Origin of the sequence: Bacteroides helcogenes P 36-108, from assembly GCF_000186225.1 — a bacterium.
GTDB classification, from domain to species: domain Bacteria; phylum Bacteroidota; class Bacteroidia; order Bacteroidales; family Bacteroidaceae; genus Bacteroides; species Bacteroides helcogenes.
This window is the reverse complement of the sequence record NC_014933.1, coordinates 3,353,060-3,369,082: the sequence shown is the minus strand read 5'-3', so window position 1 is coordinate 3,369,082 and position 16,023 is coordinate 3,353,060. Positions and strand designations below refer to the sequence as shown.

General features: G+C 39.0%; 16 protein-coding genes, 1 tRNA gene and 3 pseudogenes. 18 read left to right on the top strand and 2 right to left on the bottom strand.

Translation table 11 applies throughout. From position 1 onward, the window contains the following. The first annotated feature begins 10 nt into the window (after nt 1-10). From BACHE_RS13895 to BACHE_RS13835, 13 genes and pseudogenes are all read left to right on the top strand, one after another. Complete coding sequence (locus BACHE_RS13895) at nt 11-1,498, top strand: phage portal protein (RefSeq protein WP_013548343.1); 1,488 nt, start codon at nt 11-13, stop codon at nt 1,496-1,498. Between the two features lie 148 nt (nt 1,499-1,646). Continuing rightward, nucleotides 1,647-1,946 (top strand): annotated as a pseudogene (locus tag BACHE_RS13890) (type II toxin-antitoxin system HigB family toxin). A 10-nt stretch (nt 1,947-1,956) separates the two neighbouring features. Then, on the top strand, nt 1,957-2,319 hold the full coding sequence (locus BACHE_RS13885; RefSeq protein WP_013548342.1) for a helix-turn-helix domain-containing protein: 363 nt from the start codon (nt 1,957-1,959) through the stop codon (nt 2,317-2,319). 161 nt (nt 2,320-2,480) lie between these two features. Continuing rightward, on the top strand, nt 2,481-3,176 hold the full coding sequence (locus tag BACHE_RS13880; RefSeq protein ID WP_013548341.1) for a hypothetical protein: 696 nt from the start codon (nt 2,481-2,483) through the stop codon (nt 3,174-3,176). Further along, nucleotides 3,173-3,472: a hypothetical protein gene (locus BACHE_RS17415; protein ID WP_148229860.1), complete on the top strand. Its 300-nt coding sequence runs from the start codon at nt 3,173-3,175 to the stop codon at nt 3,470-3,472. The genes BACHE_RS13880 and BACHE_RS17415 overlap by 4 nt, the downstream gene beginning before the upstream one ends. A 26-nt stretch (nt 3,473-3,498) precedes the next feature. Beyond that, nucleotides 3,499-3,780: a hypothetical protein gene (locus BACHE_RS13875; protein WP_013548340.1), complete on the top strand. Its 282-nt coding sequence runs from the start codon at nt 3,499-3,501 to the stop codon at nt 3,778-3,780. A 7-nt stretch (nt 3,781-3,787) separates the two neighbouring features. Then, nucleotides 3,788-4,006 (top strand): hypothetical protein, encoded by a 219-nt coding sequence (locus BACHE_RS13870; protein WP_013548339.1) that lies wholly within the window; start codon nt 3,788-3,790, stop codon nt 4,004-4,006. A gap of 27 nt (nt 4,007-4,033) precedes the next feature. After that, a complete protein-coding gene (locus tag BACHE_RS13865) occupies nt 4,034-4,465 on the top strand; it encodes a hypothetical protein (RefSeq protein WP_148229859.1) in 432 nt (143 codons plus the stop codon). Next, nucleotides 4,462-4,863 (top strand): hypothetical protein, encoded by a 402-nt coding sequence (locus tag BACHE_RS13860; protein WP_013548337.1) that lies wholly within the window; start codon nt 4,462-4,464, stop codon nt 4,861-4,863. Before BACHE_RS13865 ends, BACHE_RS13860 begins: the two co-directional genes overlap by 4 nt. 117 nt (nt 4,864-4,980) lie before the next feature. Next, nucleotides 4,981-5,532: a DUF6549 family protein gene (locus BACHE_RS13855; RefSeq protein ID WP_013548336.1), complete on the top strand. Its 552-nt coding sequence runs from the start codon at nt 4,981-4,983 to the stop codon at nt 5,530-5,532. A gap of 220 nt (nt 5,533-5,752) precedes the next feature. Continuing rightward, entirely contained in the window at nt 5,753-6,076 is a 324-nt protein-coding gene (locus tag BACHE_RS13850) for a hypothetical protein (RefSeq protein WP_013548335.1), read from the top strand. Between the two features lie 807 nt (nt 6,077-6,883). Next, the gene (locus BACHE_RS17410; protein WP_013548333.1) at nt 6,884-8,101 is read left to right on the top strand and encodes a hypothetical protein; all 1,218 of its coding nucleotides are present in this window, start codon (nt 6,884-6,886) and stop codon (nt 8,099-8,101) included. Between the two features lie 4 nt (nt 8,102-8,105). Next, on the top strand, nt 8,106-8,522 hold the full coding sequence (locus BACHE_RS13835; protein WP_013548332.1) for a hypothetical protein: 417 nt from the start codon (nt 8,106-8,108) through the stop codon (nt 8,520-8,522). 302 nt (nt 8,523-8,824) lie between these two features. Here the strand turns inward: BACHE_RS13835 and BACHE_RS13830 are convergent, their stop codons facing one another. Further along, the gene (locus BACHE_RS13830; RefSeq protein ID WP_245530894.1) at nt 8,825-9,883 is read right to left on the bottom strand and encodes a tyrosine-type recombinase/integrase; all 1,059 of its coding nucleotides are present in this window, start codon (nt 9,881-9,883) and stop codon (nt 8,825-8,827) included. Nucleotides 9,884-10,021: 138 nt separating this feature from the next. Next, nucleotides 10,022-10,094 (bottom strand) — tRNA-Thr (locus tag BACHE_RS13825). 203 nt (nt 10,095-10,297) lie between these two features. Between BACHE_RS13825 and BACHE_RS13820 the strand changes: the two genes are divergently transcribed. From BACHE_RS13820 to BACHE_RS13805, 5 genes and pseudogenes are all read left to right on the top strand, one after another. Then, on the top strand, nt 10,298-11,992 hold the full coding sequence (locus BACHE_RS13820; protein ID WP_013548331.1) for a polysaccharide biosynthesis protein: 1,695 nt from the start codon (nt 10,298-10,300) through the stop codon (nt 11,990-11,992). Nucleotides 11,993-12,121: 129 nt separating this feature from the next. Next, nucleotides 12,122-12,401 (top strand): annotated as a pseudogene (locus BACHE_RS18095) (capsule biosynthesis protein); the annotation flags it as partial. 101 nt (nt 12,402-12,502) lie between these two features. Further along, a pseudogene (locus BACHE_RS13815) lies at nt 12,503-14,578 on the top strand (polysaccharide biosynthesis/export family protein); the annotation flags it as partial. Between the two features lie 10 nt (nt 14,579-14,588). After that, nucleotides 14,589-15,698, top strand: a complete 1,110-nt coding sequence (locus BACHE_RS13810) for a Wzz/FepE/Etk N-terminal domain-containing protein (RefSeq protein WP_013548329.1) — start codon at nt 14,589-14,591, stop codon at nt 15,696-15,698. After that, nucleotides 15,677-16,021 (top strand): UpxY family transcription antiterminator, encoded by a 345-nt coding sequence (locus tag BACHE_RS13805; RefSeq protein WP_041579442.1) that lies wholly within the window; start codon nt 15,677-15,679, stop codon nt 16,019-16,021. The genes BACHE_RS13810 and BACHE_RS13805 overlap by 22 nt, the downstream gene beginning before the upstream one ends. Nucleotides 16,022-16,023 lie beyond the last annotated feature (2 nt).

Here is a 16,023-nt window from a genome sequence, read left to right as displayed (position 1 = left end):
AATATAAACTATGCCATTGAGTTTAGAAGAAATATTAGCATTGCCTGATATTGGGCAGAAAATAAGCTATTTGAAGAAAGGTAGGAAAACTGAACTTCCCGACAGTTGTAAGCTTTGGGATGATTGGAATCCGGAACGCCATGAAATCATGGTTGACAAAGAGAAGTACCCGGACAGAAAGGTTCTTGAAAAGGAAGCAGAGAAGCACTTCGATGAAAAAACTGGTAAGACTTATGAAATCGAAGCAAAGTATAAGACCGAACCGGTGAACCGTATCTCTATTCCTTTGGAGCAGGACATCGTGAACATCCAAACAGCTTTCACGGTCGGCACAGAACCGTCTATGGATTGCACTCCGACTGATGATGATGAAAAGAAACTGCTGGATGCGGTCAAAACTGTATTCAAGTCCAATAAAATCAAGTATCAGAACAAGAAGATAGTCCGTTCCTGGCTATCCGAGCAGGAAGTAGCGGAATATTGGTATGTGACCGATGATGATTCGTTCTGGGCAAAGTTTTGGAAGAAAGTAAAGACCACCTTTGGAGGCAAGGTAAAGCCTATCAAGAAACTGAAAAGCGTGTTGTGGTCTCCATTCAGAGGTGATAAGCTATATCCGTTCTTCAACGATGAAGGGGATTTTATAGCTTTCTCACGTGAGTACAAAAAGAAGCTCATGGATGATTCGGAAGTCACCTGCTTTATGACTATCACAGACAAGTCAGTTTATCAATGGGATTTGTCTAAGGGGTATGAGGAAAGAACTTCTTTTGCTCATGGGTTCCCAAAGCTACCGGTTATCTATGCTTACCGTCCTGAGCAATATTGCAAGAAGATTAAGACCTTCCGCGTACGGTTAGAGAAGCTTCTTTTCAATTATGTCGACTGCATAGATTATCATTTCTTCCCTCTTTTGAAGTTGATTGGCGATGTAGAGGGATTCATGGGCAAAGTTAAGGATAGAATGGTCAAACTCACAGGAGAAGGTGCGGATGCCCAATATCTGACGTGGAACCAAGTTCCGGATACGGTAAAATTTGAAGCGGAAACTCTGACTAATATGGCATACGATATGTCGAACACTCCACGTATTTCTTTTGAAACCTTGAAAGGTGTTGGTAAGGCATCTGGCACGGCTTTCCGCTTTATGTTCATGGGCGCACATATGAGTGTTGAGAATCACGGTGAAGTTATCGGAGAGTTTCTGCAAAGGCGTGTGAATTTCATTGTCTCCGCTTTAGGGGCTATTAATCCAACCAAGTTCAGCAAGGCTGCACAGACGATTGATATAGAAACAGAAGTCGTTCCGTATATGATTGACGACTTGAATGACAAGGTTACTAATGCTGTCTCCGCTGTGCGTGGTGGTATTTGGTCTACACGTGAAGGTATCATGTTTGCCGGGAACGCGGACAGAGTAGAGGACGAGCTTGCAGAGATAAAAGAGGAACAGGCTACCAAGAATGATAATGCGACTTCTCCTAATCTAAAGGGATAATTCATTACTTCATGTTTTTATCGTACTATTGAGCGGAGCTTATTTTGTTCCGCTTTTTTATTGACAAATCCTATTTTATAATATATATATGCTGGAAAAGTTTTACAATTCAAAATTAATTCGTATTTTTGCATCAAATAAATGAGATATGAGAATTGTATCACATAAGAAATTGAAAGAGTTTTACCAAACGAAAGGTTATGAAGATTCACGCATAGCTTTAGAACGTTGGTATGATATAGCAGAAAAAGCAGAATGGAAAAACCTATCTGATATTAAAGTAGATTTTCCTGCCGCTGATTATGTAGGCAATCAGCACTATGTATTCAACATTAGAGGTAACAATTATTGACTGATAGTAGTTGTAAAGTTTACAATGGGCTATATTTTTATTCGGAAAGTGTGCACTCATAAAGAATATGATAAAATAGATTGTTTAACCATTTAAGATACAGGATATGAATAAAGTTAGTAAAGAACAATATGAATTTGCTTTGGCAAGAGTAGAAGAACTTCTGCCATTGGTTGATGATAATACTCCTGCAAATGATAAGAATGCAGTGGAACTCTCCGTTATGTCTGATATTGTGATAGCTTACGAAAAAGAACATTATCCGATAGAAAAACCAACTGTTGCAGAATTGATAGAGTTATCTCTTGAAGAAAAAGGAATGAGTCAGAAGCAACTTGCTGGTGAGATTGGAATAAGTCCCTCACGGGTGAATGATTATATTTCTGGTCGTTCAGAGCCTACTCTCAAAATTGCGAGGTTGCTGTGTAGAGTGCTGAATATTCCTCCATCTGCGATACTGGGTTTCTGATAAGATAATAATATTTGTTTGGGCGTGGCTTCGGTCACGCTTTTTTTATGCCATTTTACGACAATCGTTTCATTGTTGTGTATCGCCTATCCAATTATTTTTCACTCACTTCATTAATGGCGAAATTTACCGTATGAAATTATAATTCAAATTCATACGGTATGACAATCTTAGAACAAATCTTAGCAGGACTACAAACGAAGTTTCCGGGTATAGATACTGCTTTTCTCACCCGAATTGCCACTAAAAAGGCAGAGGGCGTAACGGACGAGACAAAGGTAAACTCCATTGTTGAGGGTATCAGCTTTTCGGACGTGCTTAATTCCTATGGTGATTTCCGTGCCGGGGATGCTTCCAAAACCGCAGTGGCTAACTACGAGAAGAAGCATAACTTTAAAGACGGTAAGCCAGCCGAGACTACCATTACTACCACAACGGAAGAAAAGAAAGACGATGTGCCTGCATGGGCGCAATCCTTGATTGATTCCAACAAGAGCCTTTTGACGGAAGTTTCCACGTTGAAGCAGGAAAAGGCGCAAGTCACCCGTCAGGAGCAGATTTTGGCAAAGGCTAAGGAGTATGGTATTCCCGAAAACTACGCCAAGAGGTGTGCCATCAAGGACGATGAGGACTTGGACGCTTATTTCAAGGACTTGAAACAGGAGTTCGCAAATGACGGCTTCAAAGGCGTGCCCCCTCCCGAATCAGCGGAGCAAAAGATTGAGAAGGAAAATGAATCAATCGCCGGCATGATTTCGGAAGTGGAAAAGCCATCGAAAGCTACGGTAACTGCACATTTACCGCCCGTACCGGTGAGCTTATTGATTTCATCGGCTCTACCCGTATCGGCGGCTTGAGCGTAAAGGCAGTACGGACAAGCAGTTTTTATACGTGTACCAATGATGACACCTGGATTACGTGTACCAATAGCTCGCATATCAACATTACCCTGCCTGCCTCGCCCACACCCGGAAAAATTGTGTACATAAAGAAAGACAGCGGTGGGGGTGTGGGCATCAGAGGTAATGGCAAGTCGATCCGTTGTAACCAGGATTACCGCACAGAGATTTATATTCCCGGCTTCAACATTGCAAGACTTGTCTATGACGGTGCATATTGGCAGGCCATGTGCTCCTGGTGGACGGATTCTTAAAATAATAACTGATAAATAATGTAATAATGAAGAAAATTGATTTTAGAACAGTGACGGTCAAGAAGATTGACGGTAGTATGGAAAAGGTTGACATGGACTATCAAGGTCTTGCCAACTATATCTATAATAAGACAAAAGATCTTGGTGAGCTGGAAATGGCCCGGAGGCTGTACAAAACCGGGAGCCTGGAGCTGGATTCAAAAAGTGCTTCCGCCTTGAGAGTTTATGTCGAACAAGCCTTCGGTGCAGTTGTGCATGAGGTTCTGTTTCCTGTCTTGGATGATATTATTAATAACTTAAAAAAATAAGAATATTATGGAATTAGTAAAAGTAAACGAAACAGTCACCCGCAATTATGAAGGTGGCAAGAAAACGGAAGAAGTGACAAGTATCAGCTATAACATTGTTGACAATGACAATGTAGTCGGCAGTGCGAGTATCAGGGACGGACATTTCAGCATGAGTGTTCAAATGCCTGGAAACATGGCTGAAATCAAAGAGAAAGTGGAGACTTTGCTTGTCATGGAAAGTTAATTAATATATGTAGATAAAATGGATGAAATGATGAAACAATTCGGAACCTGGCTTCTTGCTTTGCTTCTTGCGGCTTTCCAGCCTCTATCTGTAGCGATTCTCGTTCTTATGTCTGTCTGGACCTTTAACATCATTATGGGTATAGCCGCTGACAAGAATGCCGGGAATGACTTCAGGTTTAAAAAGGCGTTTACCGCCGCCAAACAATTAGGATTTATCTTTGCTGTCCTTTTTGTAATCTCTTTGGCTACAACCGGCTATGATGAGCGTGAATTGGTGTTCACCATAGCCAAATGGGGTACATGGGTCGTCAGCCTTTTCTATGTGACGAACATATTTCGCAATGCGCATTCCCTTTGGCCTCGCAACAAGGCGATAGCTTTCATTTATTCTTTCCTGACTACCGAGGCCTTCGGTTATCTGAAGGATCTGTTTAAAATGAGAGGAGGTTTGAAATGACAGTTTTACCCCGTGGTCTTAGAAACAATAATCCTGGCAACATCCGCCTATCGCGCACTTTGTGGCAGGGGGAGGTCCGTCCCTCGAAGGACAAGGCTTTCTGCCAGTTCCGCAGTATGTCCTACGGCTACCGAGCCCTGATGAAGCTGCTGCAGAACTACCACCGCCTGAATGGCTGTCGCACGGTGGCCGACTTCATCCGCCGCTGGGCGCCACCTTCGGAGAACGACACCGCCGCCTACATCCGGCGGGTGTGCCTGGAGATGCAAGTGCCCGAAAGCTACGTGCCCTGTGTGGACGACCGCGCCACTATGTGCGCTTTCGCGGCTGCAATCTCACAAGTTGAGAATGGAGTTCCCGCCGTAATGCCGGATGTGGAGGCGGGATGGGGGCTGTAGAAGGAAGGACGGCTATGTGCTTCACAGCGGAAAGCCGTCCTGGTATGAATATTTACAGATTAGTTCTTCATAGTAACGTCTTATTTCGGAGAAAGTTCATAATAGAAAAATAGAAGAATGAAAACATTACCTTGGATATTAGTTGTATTGCTAACCGTGATTTTTGTTCTCTTTCAGCAGAATCATATACTCCGGGCAGAACGTGACCGGCAGACAGGCAATATTGAAGCTCTCATGGGCGAAGTGAAGCGTTATAAGATGAAAGACAGTTTGAATGTTGCCTCGATGTCTTCCTTAAACCTCACCGTTAAAGAATTAAAGAAGTATCGGGCAGAGGATGCCAAACTCATCAAGGAATTAAAATTACGACCTAAAGATGTGGAATATATTACTAAGGTAGAAATTAAGACTAAAGATAGTCTTGTCTATAAGATTGATACGGTCGGGTGTTTTCATTATCATGATAAATGGTTGCGAGTGGATGCTTGTATGGCTGACAGTTCAATGACTATTGAATCAAGGGACAGTATTGCACAGATTGTACATGCTATTTATAAGCATCGGTTTCTTTGGTGGAGGTGGGGAGTAAAGGGCTTCCGACAGGAGGTTGTGAACTTCAATCCGAAGTCTGAAATTGAGTATAGCGAGATCGTAAAGATCAGTAAATAGTGATTGTCCCAGATATATGGACAGGACTATTACCATTTGTGTAATTATTCCCCATTTATGGTGCTCAATTCCACACTTTTCCACGAATTATGATTTTTCCTGTAATGGATAAATTGTTTTCCCACAGCAAATTATGCTATTCCCCTTACTTTGGCATTCATTTTGTTTTATAATTAATACGAGAAACAATTAAATTAAATATCCATTAAAAATTATGATTATGAAAAAGGTATTGGTAGCATTGGCAATGATTATGGGATTAGGTAGTTCAGTAGTGTTTGCACAGGAAGTCAACAACGCAACAGGTGTAGAAACGGCACAGTCTCCCCAGGACGAGTTTACGAAGATCGATGTGAAGGATTTGCCTCAAGCTGTTTTGGAATCTTTGGGTAAAAATTATGAAGGAGCTGTAATAAAGGAGGCTTTCGTCTCTGAGAAAGAGACTGGCAAGGTTTATAAGGTTGTGCTCACAATCACTAAGGAAGACCAGTCCACTGAAGATGTGACAGTTCTTCTGAACGAAAAGGGTGAATCTGTTGAATGATAGTTCTGCTTTGTCTCTCTATTTAGTTTGTTATCCCGGTTCGTAGCAATGAGCCGGGATATTTTTTTGTTGCAGCGGTTGTCATTGGAGGTATATTTGCTCTACTCCCTTTTTGAGTTAAGCTCTCTGATATAAAAACATCCCCCTCCTTACACTTAGGGAGAGGGATGTCATAGCAAACAAAAAACTCTGCTTAGATCTTCCCAGACTGCACAGAGTTCAGTATTCATAAAGTACTTAGCATTAGCAAAAATATCATATATATGTTTTTCTTCCATGCCATGAGTGTGAACATATCCTAAATATATTCTCATTGTATGTTTTATGCATGTTTTTTTATTCAATTTGGATAATTTGTACAAATTGTAATTTGGGTATTTCATATTTTTATGGCCTCTGGAAGCATCTATAGGCCGTGACGAATGATATTTATCATACCGTTGTGCCTAAGAAGAAGCATTGGGGGCTTGACTTGCAGGCTGGATATTTTAGGGAAAGATAATTTCTATTTGTACGTTTTCTGGTACTTGGCCGGCTAATAATATTTATCCGGACCTTTTCTCCGTTTAAGAGAGTATGCTATCATTTACTGTTTAGATAATATTGCTTTCGTCCAATAAGGAACTGATGTAATATGTCTGTCTTTATAATAAATCTATGTTAACGCTATTTTCTGCCTATTGAAAGAATCATAAGGTTTTAACTTCTTTTTGCGCTTTGCTTTGAGTATGGTTTTAACATGAATTGTATTATTAATATCAAGCGCTTGTATTAAGATTTGTAGTATTAATTAATAATTTGTTTTATATGAGAATAAAAAGGTTATTGTATGCTATTGCTACAATACTTCCCTTTCTGTTTCTCTGTTCATGTTATGAAGAACAGGAACCTCAACAGGATAAGGAAAAATGGACAATGCAGGTTGCCGGTAATCAATTAAATGAATTTTTAAATATTAATCCGGATTTACGGAACCTTTACGCTTATCCGGACTGGGATGTCGCGCGGATTATAAGGGAGCGGAGCGATACAGTTTCATATTACGTTCCTGTAGTAGATATAACGGCTGATACATGCTCTTATTTAATAATAGCCCGCGCTTCGAACGATGTCTACTTGTATATGGTAAGGCTTCCAGAGGAATATTCTGGGTTTGACTCTTTTCTGAAAGAACGCTTAAAAATATTACGTATTATTGATGGCGCTCGGAGGGACCTCGTTGGGTATTTACATAATTTCCCAGAAGATGTATTGGCCAATACTCGTTCAGGCTTTCTATTCAATTGTGACAGTGAAATAGATATGTCAACTCTTGAAACTAAAAACATTTTTAAGAACAGTCCATTAGGTTCTAGTTATTTATTACCTGAGGTAACCATTATCGGTAAGCGGCCGACGCCTTCTGAGGATCCTTTTAAACATCCCCAGAAAAATATTCCCTTTGCACTTCCGAAGGAACTGCCTGGACTTGATGACATTTTTTCTCCTCAAAGGAGTGGTTCATCTTCTGTGTCTTCTCCACAGCAATCAGCTTCTTTACCGAACCTTGAAGAAGTAATAAGAGATGCAACTGTAAAAAAGGCTTTGGAGGAAGCTTGGAGTGACATGCTGAAGCATTCTACTAAAACTCAAAGGCAAGAAGTTGGCTTTTGGATTTATTATGATCCTGTGAAGAAGCAATATTATATAGGTAAAAAAAGATATGGTGCGGCAGTGAAGAATAACGGAAAAGCAAGAGGTAATATGAACCTTGGAGACAAATCTCCTTCTGTGAACGGAGTGCCTATTACAGCAAAGCCGGTCGCCTCTTTCCATACACATACCCCAATGTCTGAAATGAAAGGCATGAAAAGAAAAGCTGGCCCTTCTAAAGAAGATATAGCAAATGCCGATAGGAATAAGATACTTATTATTGTTTATGATTATGTCGGAGAAAAGAGTAATCAAAATGGTGTTTTTTATGTAACAGGAGGACATGCTTCTGATGCAGATAGAAAGATATATACATACATCCCTAAAAAATAAAAATATGAAAACAGTAATTATTAAGAGCTTATTGTCAGTAATAGCAGTGCTATTATTAACACCTCTTTGTGGACAGTCATTGAGACCTCTTTCTAAAGATAAAAGAGATAGTCTATTAATTAGTATTTCTAAGAAAGTATTAGAAAAAAAAGCTCCTGAATATCTATTAGAGTATGGAAAACCTATGATTTCAAAACAGGTGATTCATTTTAAATCGAAAAAAGAAGAATTGGAAGAACCTAAAGATAGTCCTTTTTATGGCACTAAGAATGGTCAAGTTTATTATATTGTTGAATTTCCTCAAGATGAATCTATAGAGTCTTTTGAGGAAGGTTTTGTAGCTCAAGTTTATATTTGGGAAGATAATTCTAAACCTTGGCTTCTGTATTTGGGAAATGGTATGATTGAGAATCTGCAATAGGAAACTGAATGATTTTACTATTATATGGGTTTATCTTTCGATTCCGTTTTACACCCCAACAATTGTCCGGTTGTATTGGCTGGAAGAATTGATAGGAGGGGCAGCCGGGTAAGCTGCCCTTTCTTCTTATCCTTTCATCATCATAATGTCCGCCCTCATTTCTATGAAGTCCTGATATTTCTCCGGATTGTTCACGTAGTCTATCACCCTATTGATTGCTATTTCCGCCTGTTTCTACTTGACCTTGGTGTAGTACCTTATGATTCCCTTACTTTTGTCTGAGTGCCCAAGACAGTAGTCTATCACACCGTCTGGTATACACCAAGTTCGGAAGCAAACTGGGCGAAGGTCTTACGGGCGGAGTAGAAACACAGTGTTTGTCTGATGCCCAAGTGTTTTTTGAGTTCCTTCATGCAGAGATTGATGTACTTTTGTAGATTAGAGTAAGTATAGGAATAGCCTAAATCTAATACGCCTTTCTTGTTTATATATTTATCTATAATATATTTTGCACAATCATGTATCGGTATGGTGATGTTTCCTTTTCCTGTTTTTGAGTGCATCGTTTTAGTTCTTTCGTAAGTAATGGCATCGCCACTGAGGTTTATAGAAAGCAAGTCTTTTAGGTTGATTCCGCAGAGATAAAAAGATAGCAGAATCATGTCCTTTGCCAAGTTCATTCGTTTTCCCTCAACTTCTGTATTCTGTATCTTTCTAAATTCGTCTATCGTCAAATCACATTCTTTTGGTTCTGCCGTTGGGATTTTGGTATAGGCGAACGGGTGTATTTCTGTTTTTATCGCTCCATTTTTTATTAGCTCGTTAATCCTGGCTTTTAGATGGGTTAGCCTAAGTCCAATGTTCCCATTGGCATATCCTTTTCTGCCCATCCACTTCTTAAAGTGCTCGATAAGCAATGTATTGATGGCTGATATGGGCACGTCGCCCTCAGCTTTAACGAAGATGCGTATCGTTTCCTCATTCATCTTTGCATAACTATCCCTGCCTTCTTCCCTGAACTCTGAAATTCTGCCTTTCCAAAACTCTATAAAAGATGTGTGTGTCGGTCTTTGCCTTGAGGTTACGACTTGTTTGATTTGCAGGGCGGTGAGCCATTCCTTGTCTTCAATACCGTCATATTTTTCCTTGAATTGAGAAAATACAAACTCTATTCGTTTGTTCATCATATTGGCGTCTTTCCGATAGACAACTTTCCCATTATCAAACTCCGCAATATCGTCAATGAGAAATTCGGTCTTGATGTAGGCTCTTTTGCCTTTTTGTGATATGCAGACCAATATAGGGAGTCTGCCATCGTTTTCCTTAATGGAATTTAAAACTGTTAATCTGATTGTTGCCATAGCTGAATAATCAAAACACAATTCCACTATACACTTTTGGATAAATATATTCGTAGAAATGCAGTTTTTTTATTCGTATGACCGAATTGGGAAGAAAAAACGCTGATTAATCTATTGATAATCAGCGTTCTAATGGAGAGCCGCTAGCCAGACTTGAACTGGCGACCTACGCGTTACGAATGCGTTGCTCTACCAACTGAGCTATAGCGGCGAAAAAACTTTTTCTTTCGGGGTGCAAAGGTATATTTTAATTTGAAAATACAAAAATAATCTATTGAATTTTTAAAAATAATTTTGGATATCTGTTTTTCATATATGGTAATGTATTATTTCCTTTTTAAAAAATTGGATAATCAAATGAAATGAAGCATCTTTGCAAACTAACTTTGTGAATAAACAAGTCTGATACTGTTTATGAATCTAAGAGTATATTATGAATACTTTTCATCTCATATTGCGTCTAAATGGATAGTTTTGCTGATAGATGTGATAGTCGTAGCGACAGCTATGTTGTCTGCATATGTACTTCAATTTCAGATATCCTACATTCTTTATAAGACTTCTTTATATGTCTGGATGCTTGTTTTCTCCTTATTGAGTAATATTTTTTTCTTTCATATTCTTCAAACTTATGTGGGGGTAATTCGTTTTTCATCTTTTGTCGATATTTATCGTGTGTTCCTGTCTTTGACTTTGAGTTATGGGATATTGGGGATTGGTAATTTTTGCTGGTCTATTTTGAGTAGTGTGGAAACTTTGCCAAGCAGTATTCTTTTTATTGCTTATGTTTTTACGTTTTTTTTCATGGTATGTCTGCGAATAGGAGCAAAAATGCTATATGAAATTATTGCTTTTGATGTGCGGCATTCTGTGAATGTGTTTATTTATGGATCTCATGGAGCCGGGGTGAATGTGGCGAAGTCTTTGCGGGTCAGTCAGAATAATCGTTTTCGTTTGCGAGGATTTATTTCAGATGAACCGGATATGATAGGAAAGCATACTATGGGATGTAGAGTATATGCAAATGATAATGAATTGCTTGATTGTATAAAAGAGAAAAATGTACATGCTGTCATTGTATCTCCTGAGAAAATTGTTGATTTAGAGACTTCCGGTATCTTAAATAGATTGTTTTCTAATGGTATTAAAGTTATGATGGTTCCTCCGTTGAGCGATTGTATGGATGGTGAATTGATTAAAGATATTCAGATAGAAGATTGGCTTCGGAAAGAACCGATACAAATTAATAATCGGGAAATTGCATCTCATGTAGAAGGGGGTAGAATTATGATTATAGGTGCTGCTGGTGTTATAGGGCGAGGAATCGTACGTCAACTGGCTTCGCTAAATCCATATTTGCTGATTTTGGTTGATCAAGCGGAGTCTCCTTTATATGATGTGCAATTGGAACTTTCCGATTATTGGAAAAATTTGAATGTACGTGTATTAGTGGCTGATATCACAAACCGGACACGTATGGAGGCTATATTTAAAGAAACTCAACCACAATTGGTGTTTCATGTAGCTGCCTATAAACAACCGCAATTAATGGAAGATTATGTGTCAGAGTCTCTGCAAGTTAATGTGCTGGGAACTATGAATATTGCTGATTTGGTAGTACAATACAACGTTTGTCGTATGGTACTAATTTCTACAGATAAAGCGATTCATCCTGTTTGGGCTGTGGAATACACCAAACGCCTCTCGGAAATATATGTGCAGGCATTGGGGCAGAAATTACAATATACAGATGAGTTGATGGGAAGTCAGTTGGTGATTGTACGTTTTGGAGATATTGATCCAAATGGACTGCATGGCTTAATAACTTTATCTGAGGTCTCTATGCTTGTTTTAGAGGCAGGAGTGATGGGAGGTAATGGGGAAATATATGTTCTTGAAGAAAAAGATAAGGCACTTTCGATGTCAGCTCATTATAAAAAAATAAAACAAGAAATATCTTCTCTTTGTGATTATGGGCGAATTCGTGAATCGCTTTCTGTATTGATTAAGTATAGTTATACTGAAAAGACGGCAATCTTATTAAATGAAATGAAAAAGATAATATCAGATTTGGACATTTCTTCCATAACATTGAAAGATATGACATAGAAAACCTTTTAATGCTTTTTCGGAAACTTAGAGGAAGAATAAATGCATATTATGAAAATATTATGTTACCTTTGTGCCCGATTTATATTTATTGATTGCAAAAATTCAAAAGATTAATCAGAATATCTTATGCATAGATTAATAACACTATTCTTCTTGATATGTACTTTGTCAGGAGTGGCTGTCGCTCAGCAAATGTCGGATGATCAAGTCATTCAATATGTAAAAAGTGCCCAGCAAATGGGTAAAAATCAAAAGCAGATTACTACAGAATTGATGCGGAGAGGTGTAACCAAAGAACAGGTTGGGAGAATACAGCAAAAGTACGAAAACTCTAAGACTGGAAACTTGCAGGATTCTAATTCAGATGGTAATCGTTCCCGTCAACGCGGACAACAATCATCAGGCAGAACTTCAAACTTACGTGCTTCTTTCAAACAGAAGGTTGGTTCCCAGATGGAAATGCGCGAAGATTCACTGGACGTAGATAGGGTAGGCTTGGTGAAAAAGGATCGCACACAGCAAATATATGGTCATGATATTTTTACAAATGAGAACCTGACTTTTGAACCAAATGTAAACGTTGCTACTCCGGTGAACTATCGTTTAGGCCCCGGAGATGAGGTGATAATAGATGTCTGGGGCGCTTCTGAAGCAACTATCCGTCAAATGATATCTCCTGAAGGAAGTATATTGGTTAATAATTTAGGACCAGTTTATTTGAGTGGTAAAACTGTTAAAGAGGCAAATAGTTATCTGAAACAGGAGTTTGCCAGAATTTATTCAGGTGTAACAGGTAATGTGCCTTCTACGCAGGTAAAACTTACATTGGGTGAGATACGGTCTATTCAGGTTAATGTAATGGGAGAAGTTGCGATTCCCGGAACTTATACTCTTTCTTCTTTTGCTTCGGTATTCCATGCATTATATAGTGCCGGTGGTGTGAATAAAATAGGTAGTTTGCGTAGTATAAAAGTTGTACGTAACGGTAATGTAATTGCAGATCTGGATATTTATGACTTGCTGATGAAAGGGAAGATGAAAGATGATGTTCGTTTGCAGGATGGTGATGTTATTCTTGTAAATCCCTATCAGTCATTGGTACAAATATTGGGAAAAATAAAGCGCCCTATGTACTATGAAATGAAACCAACAGAAACCGTTGCTACATTATTGAAGTACGCTGGTAATTTTACAGGTGATGCTTATAAGAAAGCGGTGCGCATTGTGCGTAAGAGTGGTCGCGAACATCAAATTTATAATGTGGATGAAATGGATTATTCTGTATTCCGCATAGAAGATGGTGATATCGTTACAGTAGATTCAGTATTACAGCGTTTTGAAAACCGTGTTGAGATTCGTGGAGCTGTGTATCGCGAAGGATTATATCAGTTGAATGGAACTGTCAATACAGTGAAACAGCTTATAAAGAAGGCTGAAGGTGTACGTGGGGATGCTTTTTTGAATCGTGCTATTATTGATCGTGAGCTTGAAGATTTGACCCATGAAATTATTCCGGTTGACATGAAAGGATTGTTGAATGGAACTGTAGCAGACATTCCTTTGCAGAAAAATGATATTTTGTATATACCAAGTATTCATGATTTAAAAGAAGAGGCAACATTAACTATTCATGGTGAAGTTGCTAATCCGGGTACATATCTCTATTCGGATAAAATGACAGTGGAAGATTTGATTATACAAGCCGGTGGTTTATTGGAAGCTGCCGCTACTACCAAGATTGAAGTAGCCCGTCGTGTAAAAGAGCCTAAAAGTACTATTTTTAGTACAACAGTAGGTGAGAATTTTTCTTTTGATTTAAGAGAGGGCTTATTGGTAGGCGAGGGAAGTGAGGACTTTCATCTTGAACCGTTTGATGAAGTGTATATTCGTAAAAGTCCGGCTTATCACCAGCAACAGAATGTGATGGTAGGTGGAGAGGTTCTTTTCAGCGGGAGCTATGCTTTATCTAAAAAGAATGAGCGTTTGAGTGACTTAATCACTAAAGCTGGTGGTATAACTCCCGATGCTTATGTAAAGGGAGCTCGTTTGATACGCAAGATGACTGAAGAAGAACTTCGTCGCAAGGAAGATGCATTGCGTATGGCTCAAATGGGAGGAGGTGATTCCATTTCAATAAAGAAAATGGATTTATCTGATACTTATTCTGTCGGTATTAGTTTGGAGAAAGCATTGCAGAATCCCGGTTCAGATTATGATATGGTATTACGTGAAGGTGATATGCTGTTTGTTCCGGAATATGTGAGTACGGTTAAAATTAATGGTGCGGTAATGTATCCCAATACAGTGCTATATAGAAAAGGTGAGAATTTGCGTTATTATATCAATCAAGCCGGTGGTTTCGGCAATGATGCGAAGAAGCGGAAAGCTTATGTTGTTTACATGAATGGTACAGTATCTCGTTTAAAGTCAGGGAATGCAAAAGCTATTGAGCCGGGATGTGAAATTATTGTTCCAAGTAAAGATCCGAAGAAGAAAATGAGCGTTGCCGAAATTATGGGAATGGGTACTACTACAGCATCCTTGGCGACAATGATTGCAACAATGGTAAATCTTTTTAAGTAAATTAGGTGTTATGAGTGAAGAAAAGATACAAAATACGTCTCCTCAACAACCGGAGGAACAAGAAATTGATTTGATTGAGCTTGCTCGGAAAGTTTGGGTTGATCGCAAGTTGGTTTTTAAGACATGTGGTATCGCTGCCTTTATCGGATTAATTGTTTCATTCAGTATTCCTAAAGAATATTCTACCAGCGTGACTTTAGCTCCTGAAAGCGGAGGAAAGTCCGGTGGTGGAAGCATGGGGGCGCTTGCTGCTATGGCAGGTATTAATTTAGGCAGTTCTTCCGGTGAAGATGCTTTATCTCCCGACCTGTATCCTGACATCGTTAGTTCTACTCCGTTTCTCATCGAATTATTTGATGTGAGAGTTAAAGATCAGAAAGGCAAGGTAGATACGACTTTATATGCTTATCTTAAAGATTATCAACGAGGACCTTGGTGGGGAGCTATAATGTCTGCCCCTTTTAAAGCTTTAGGCTGGACAATATCCTTATTTAGAGATAAACCGGAGGAAGGTGATGGCACGGAATTTAATCCTTTTCATCTGACACTGGATGAAGCAAAGATTGCAGATGCTTTGAGCAAGCGTATTTCTATTTCTGCAGATAAGAAGACCGGTGTGACTACATTGGCTGTAACAATGCAGGATCCGATGATTTCTGCTTCACTGACTGACACTGTTATGCATTGTTTGCAAAATTATATCACTGATTATAGGACCAATAAGGCTCGGCATGATTTAGCTTTTACAGCGAAATTATATGAAGAAGCTAAGGTGAGTTATACTGAGGCTCAGAAAAAATATGCCAATTTCGTAGATGCGAACCAAAATATAATTTTGTTGAGTTACCGTGCGGAACAGGAACGTTTACAAAATGAAATGAATTTAGCATATCAAGTATATACACAAGTATCCCAACAATTACAGATGGCTAAAGCCAAAGTTCAGGAAATAACTCCGGTATATACGGTAGTACAACCCGCTACAGTGCCTTTGCGCCCTGCAAAGCCTAATAAAGTAATGATTTTGATAGGTTTTGTGTTTTTGGCAGGCGTAGGTAGTGTAGGCTGGATTTTATTTGTGAAAGATTTATTAAAAGGATGGAAAAAGCAAACGGTATGATAATGGATAATAATATGATGTGTTGGCATGCATTATATACGCCGCCAAAGTCAGAACATAAATTGATGCAGTATCTGAATGCTGCCGGATATGCAACATACTGCCCGATGCAGGTCGTATTTGTGAAATGGAACGGAAAAAAGAAAGAGATAGTTACACCTCTCTTTTCCGGCTGCTTGTTTGTGGCCGGTGATACTGAAAAAGTAATGCCTTTGGTAGCTTCTCAAAAAGCAACATTTATAGTAGATAAAAAAGGTAATAGTTTGTCTATTGAAGCTGACAAAGCTGAACTTCCTGCAATATTTATTCGATTATTGAAGTAATG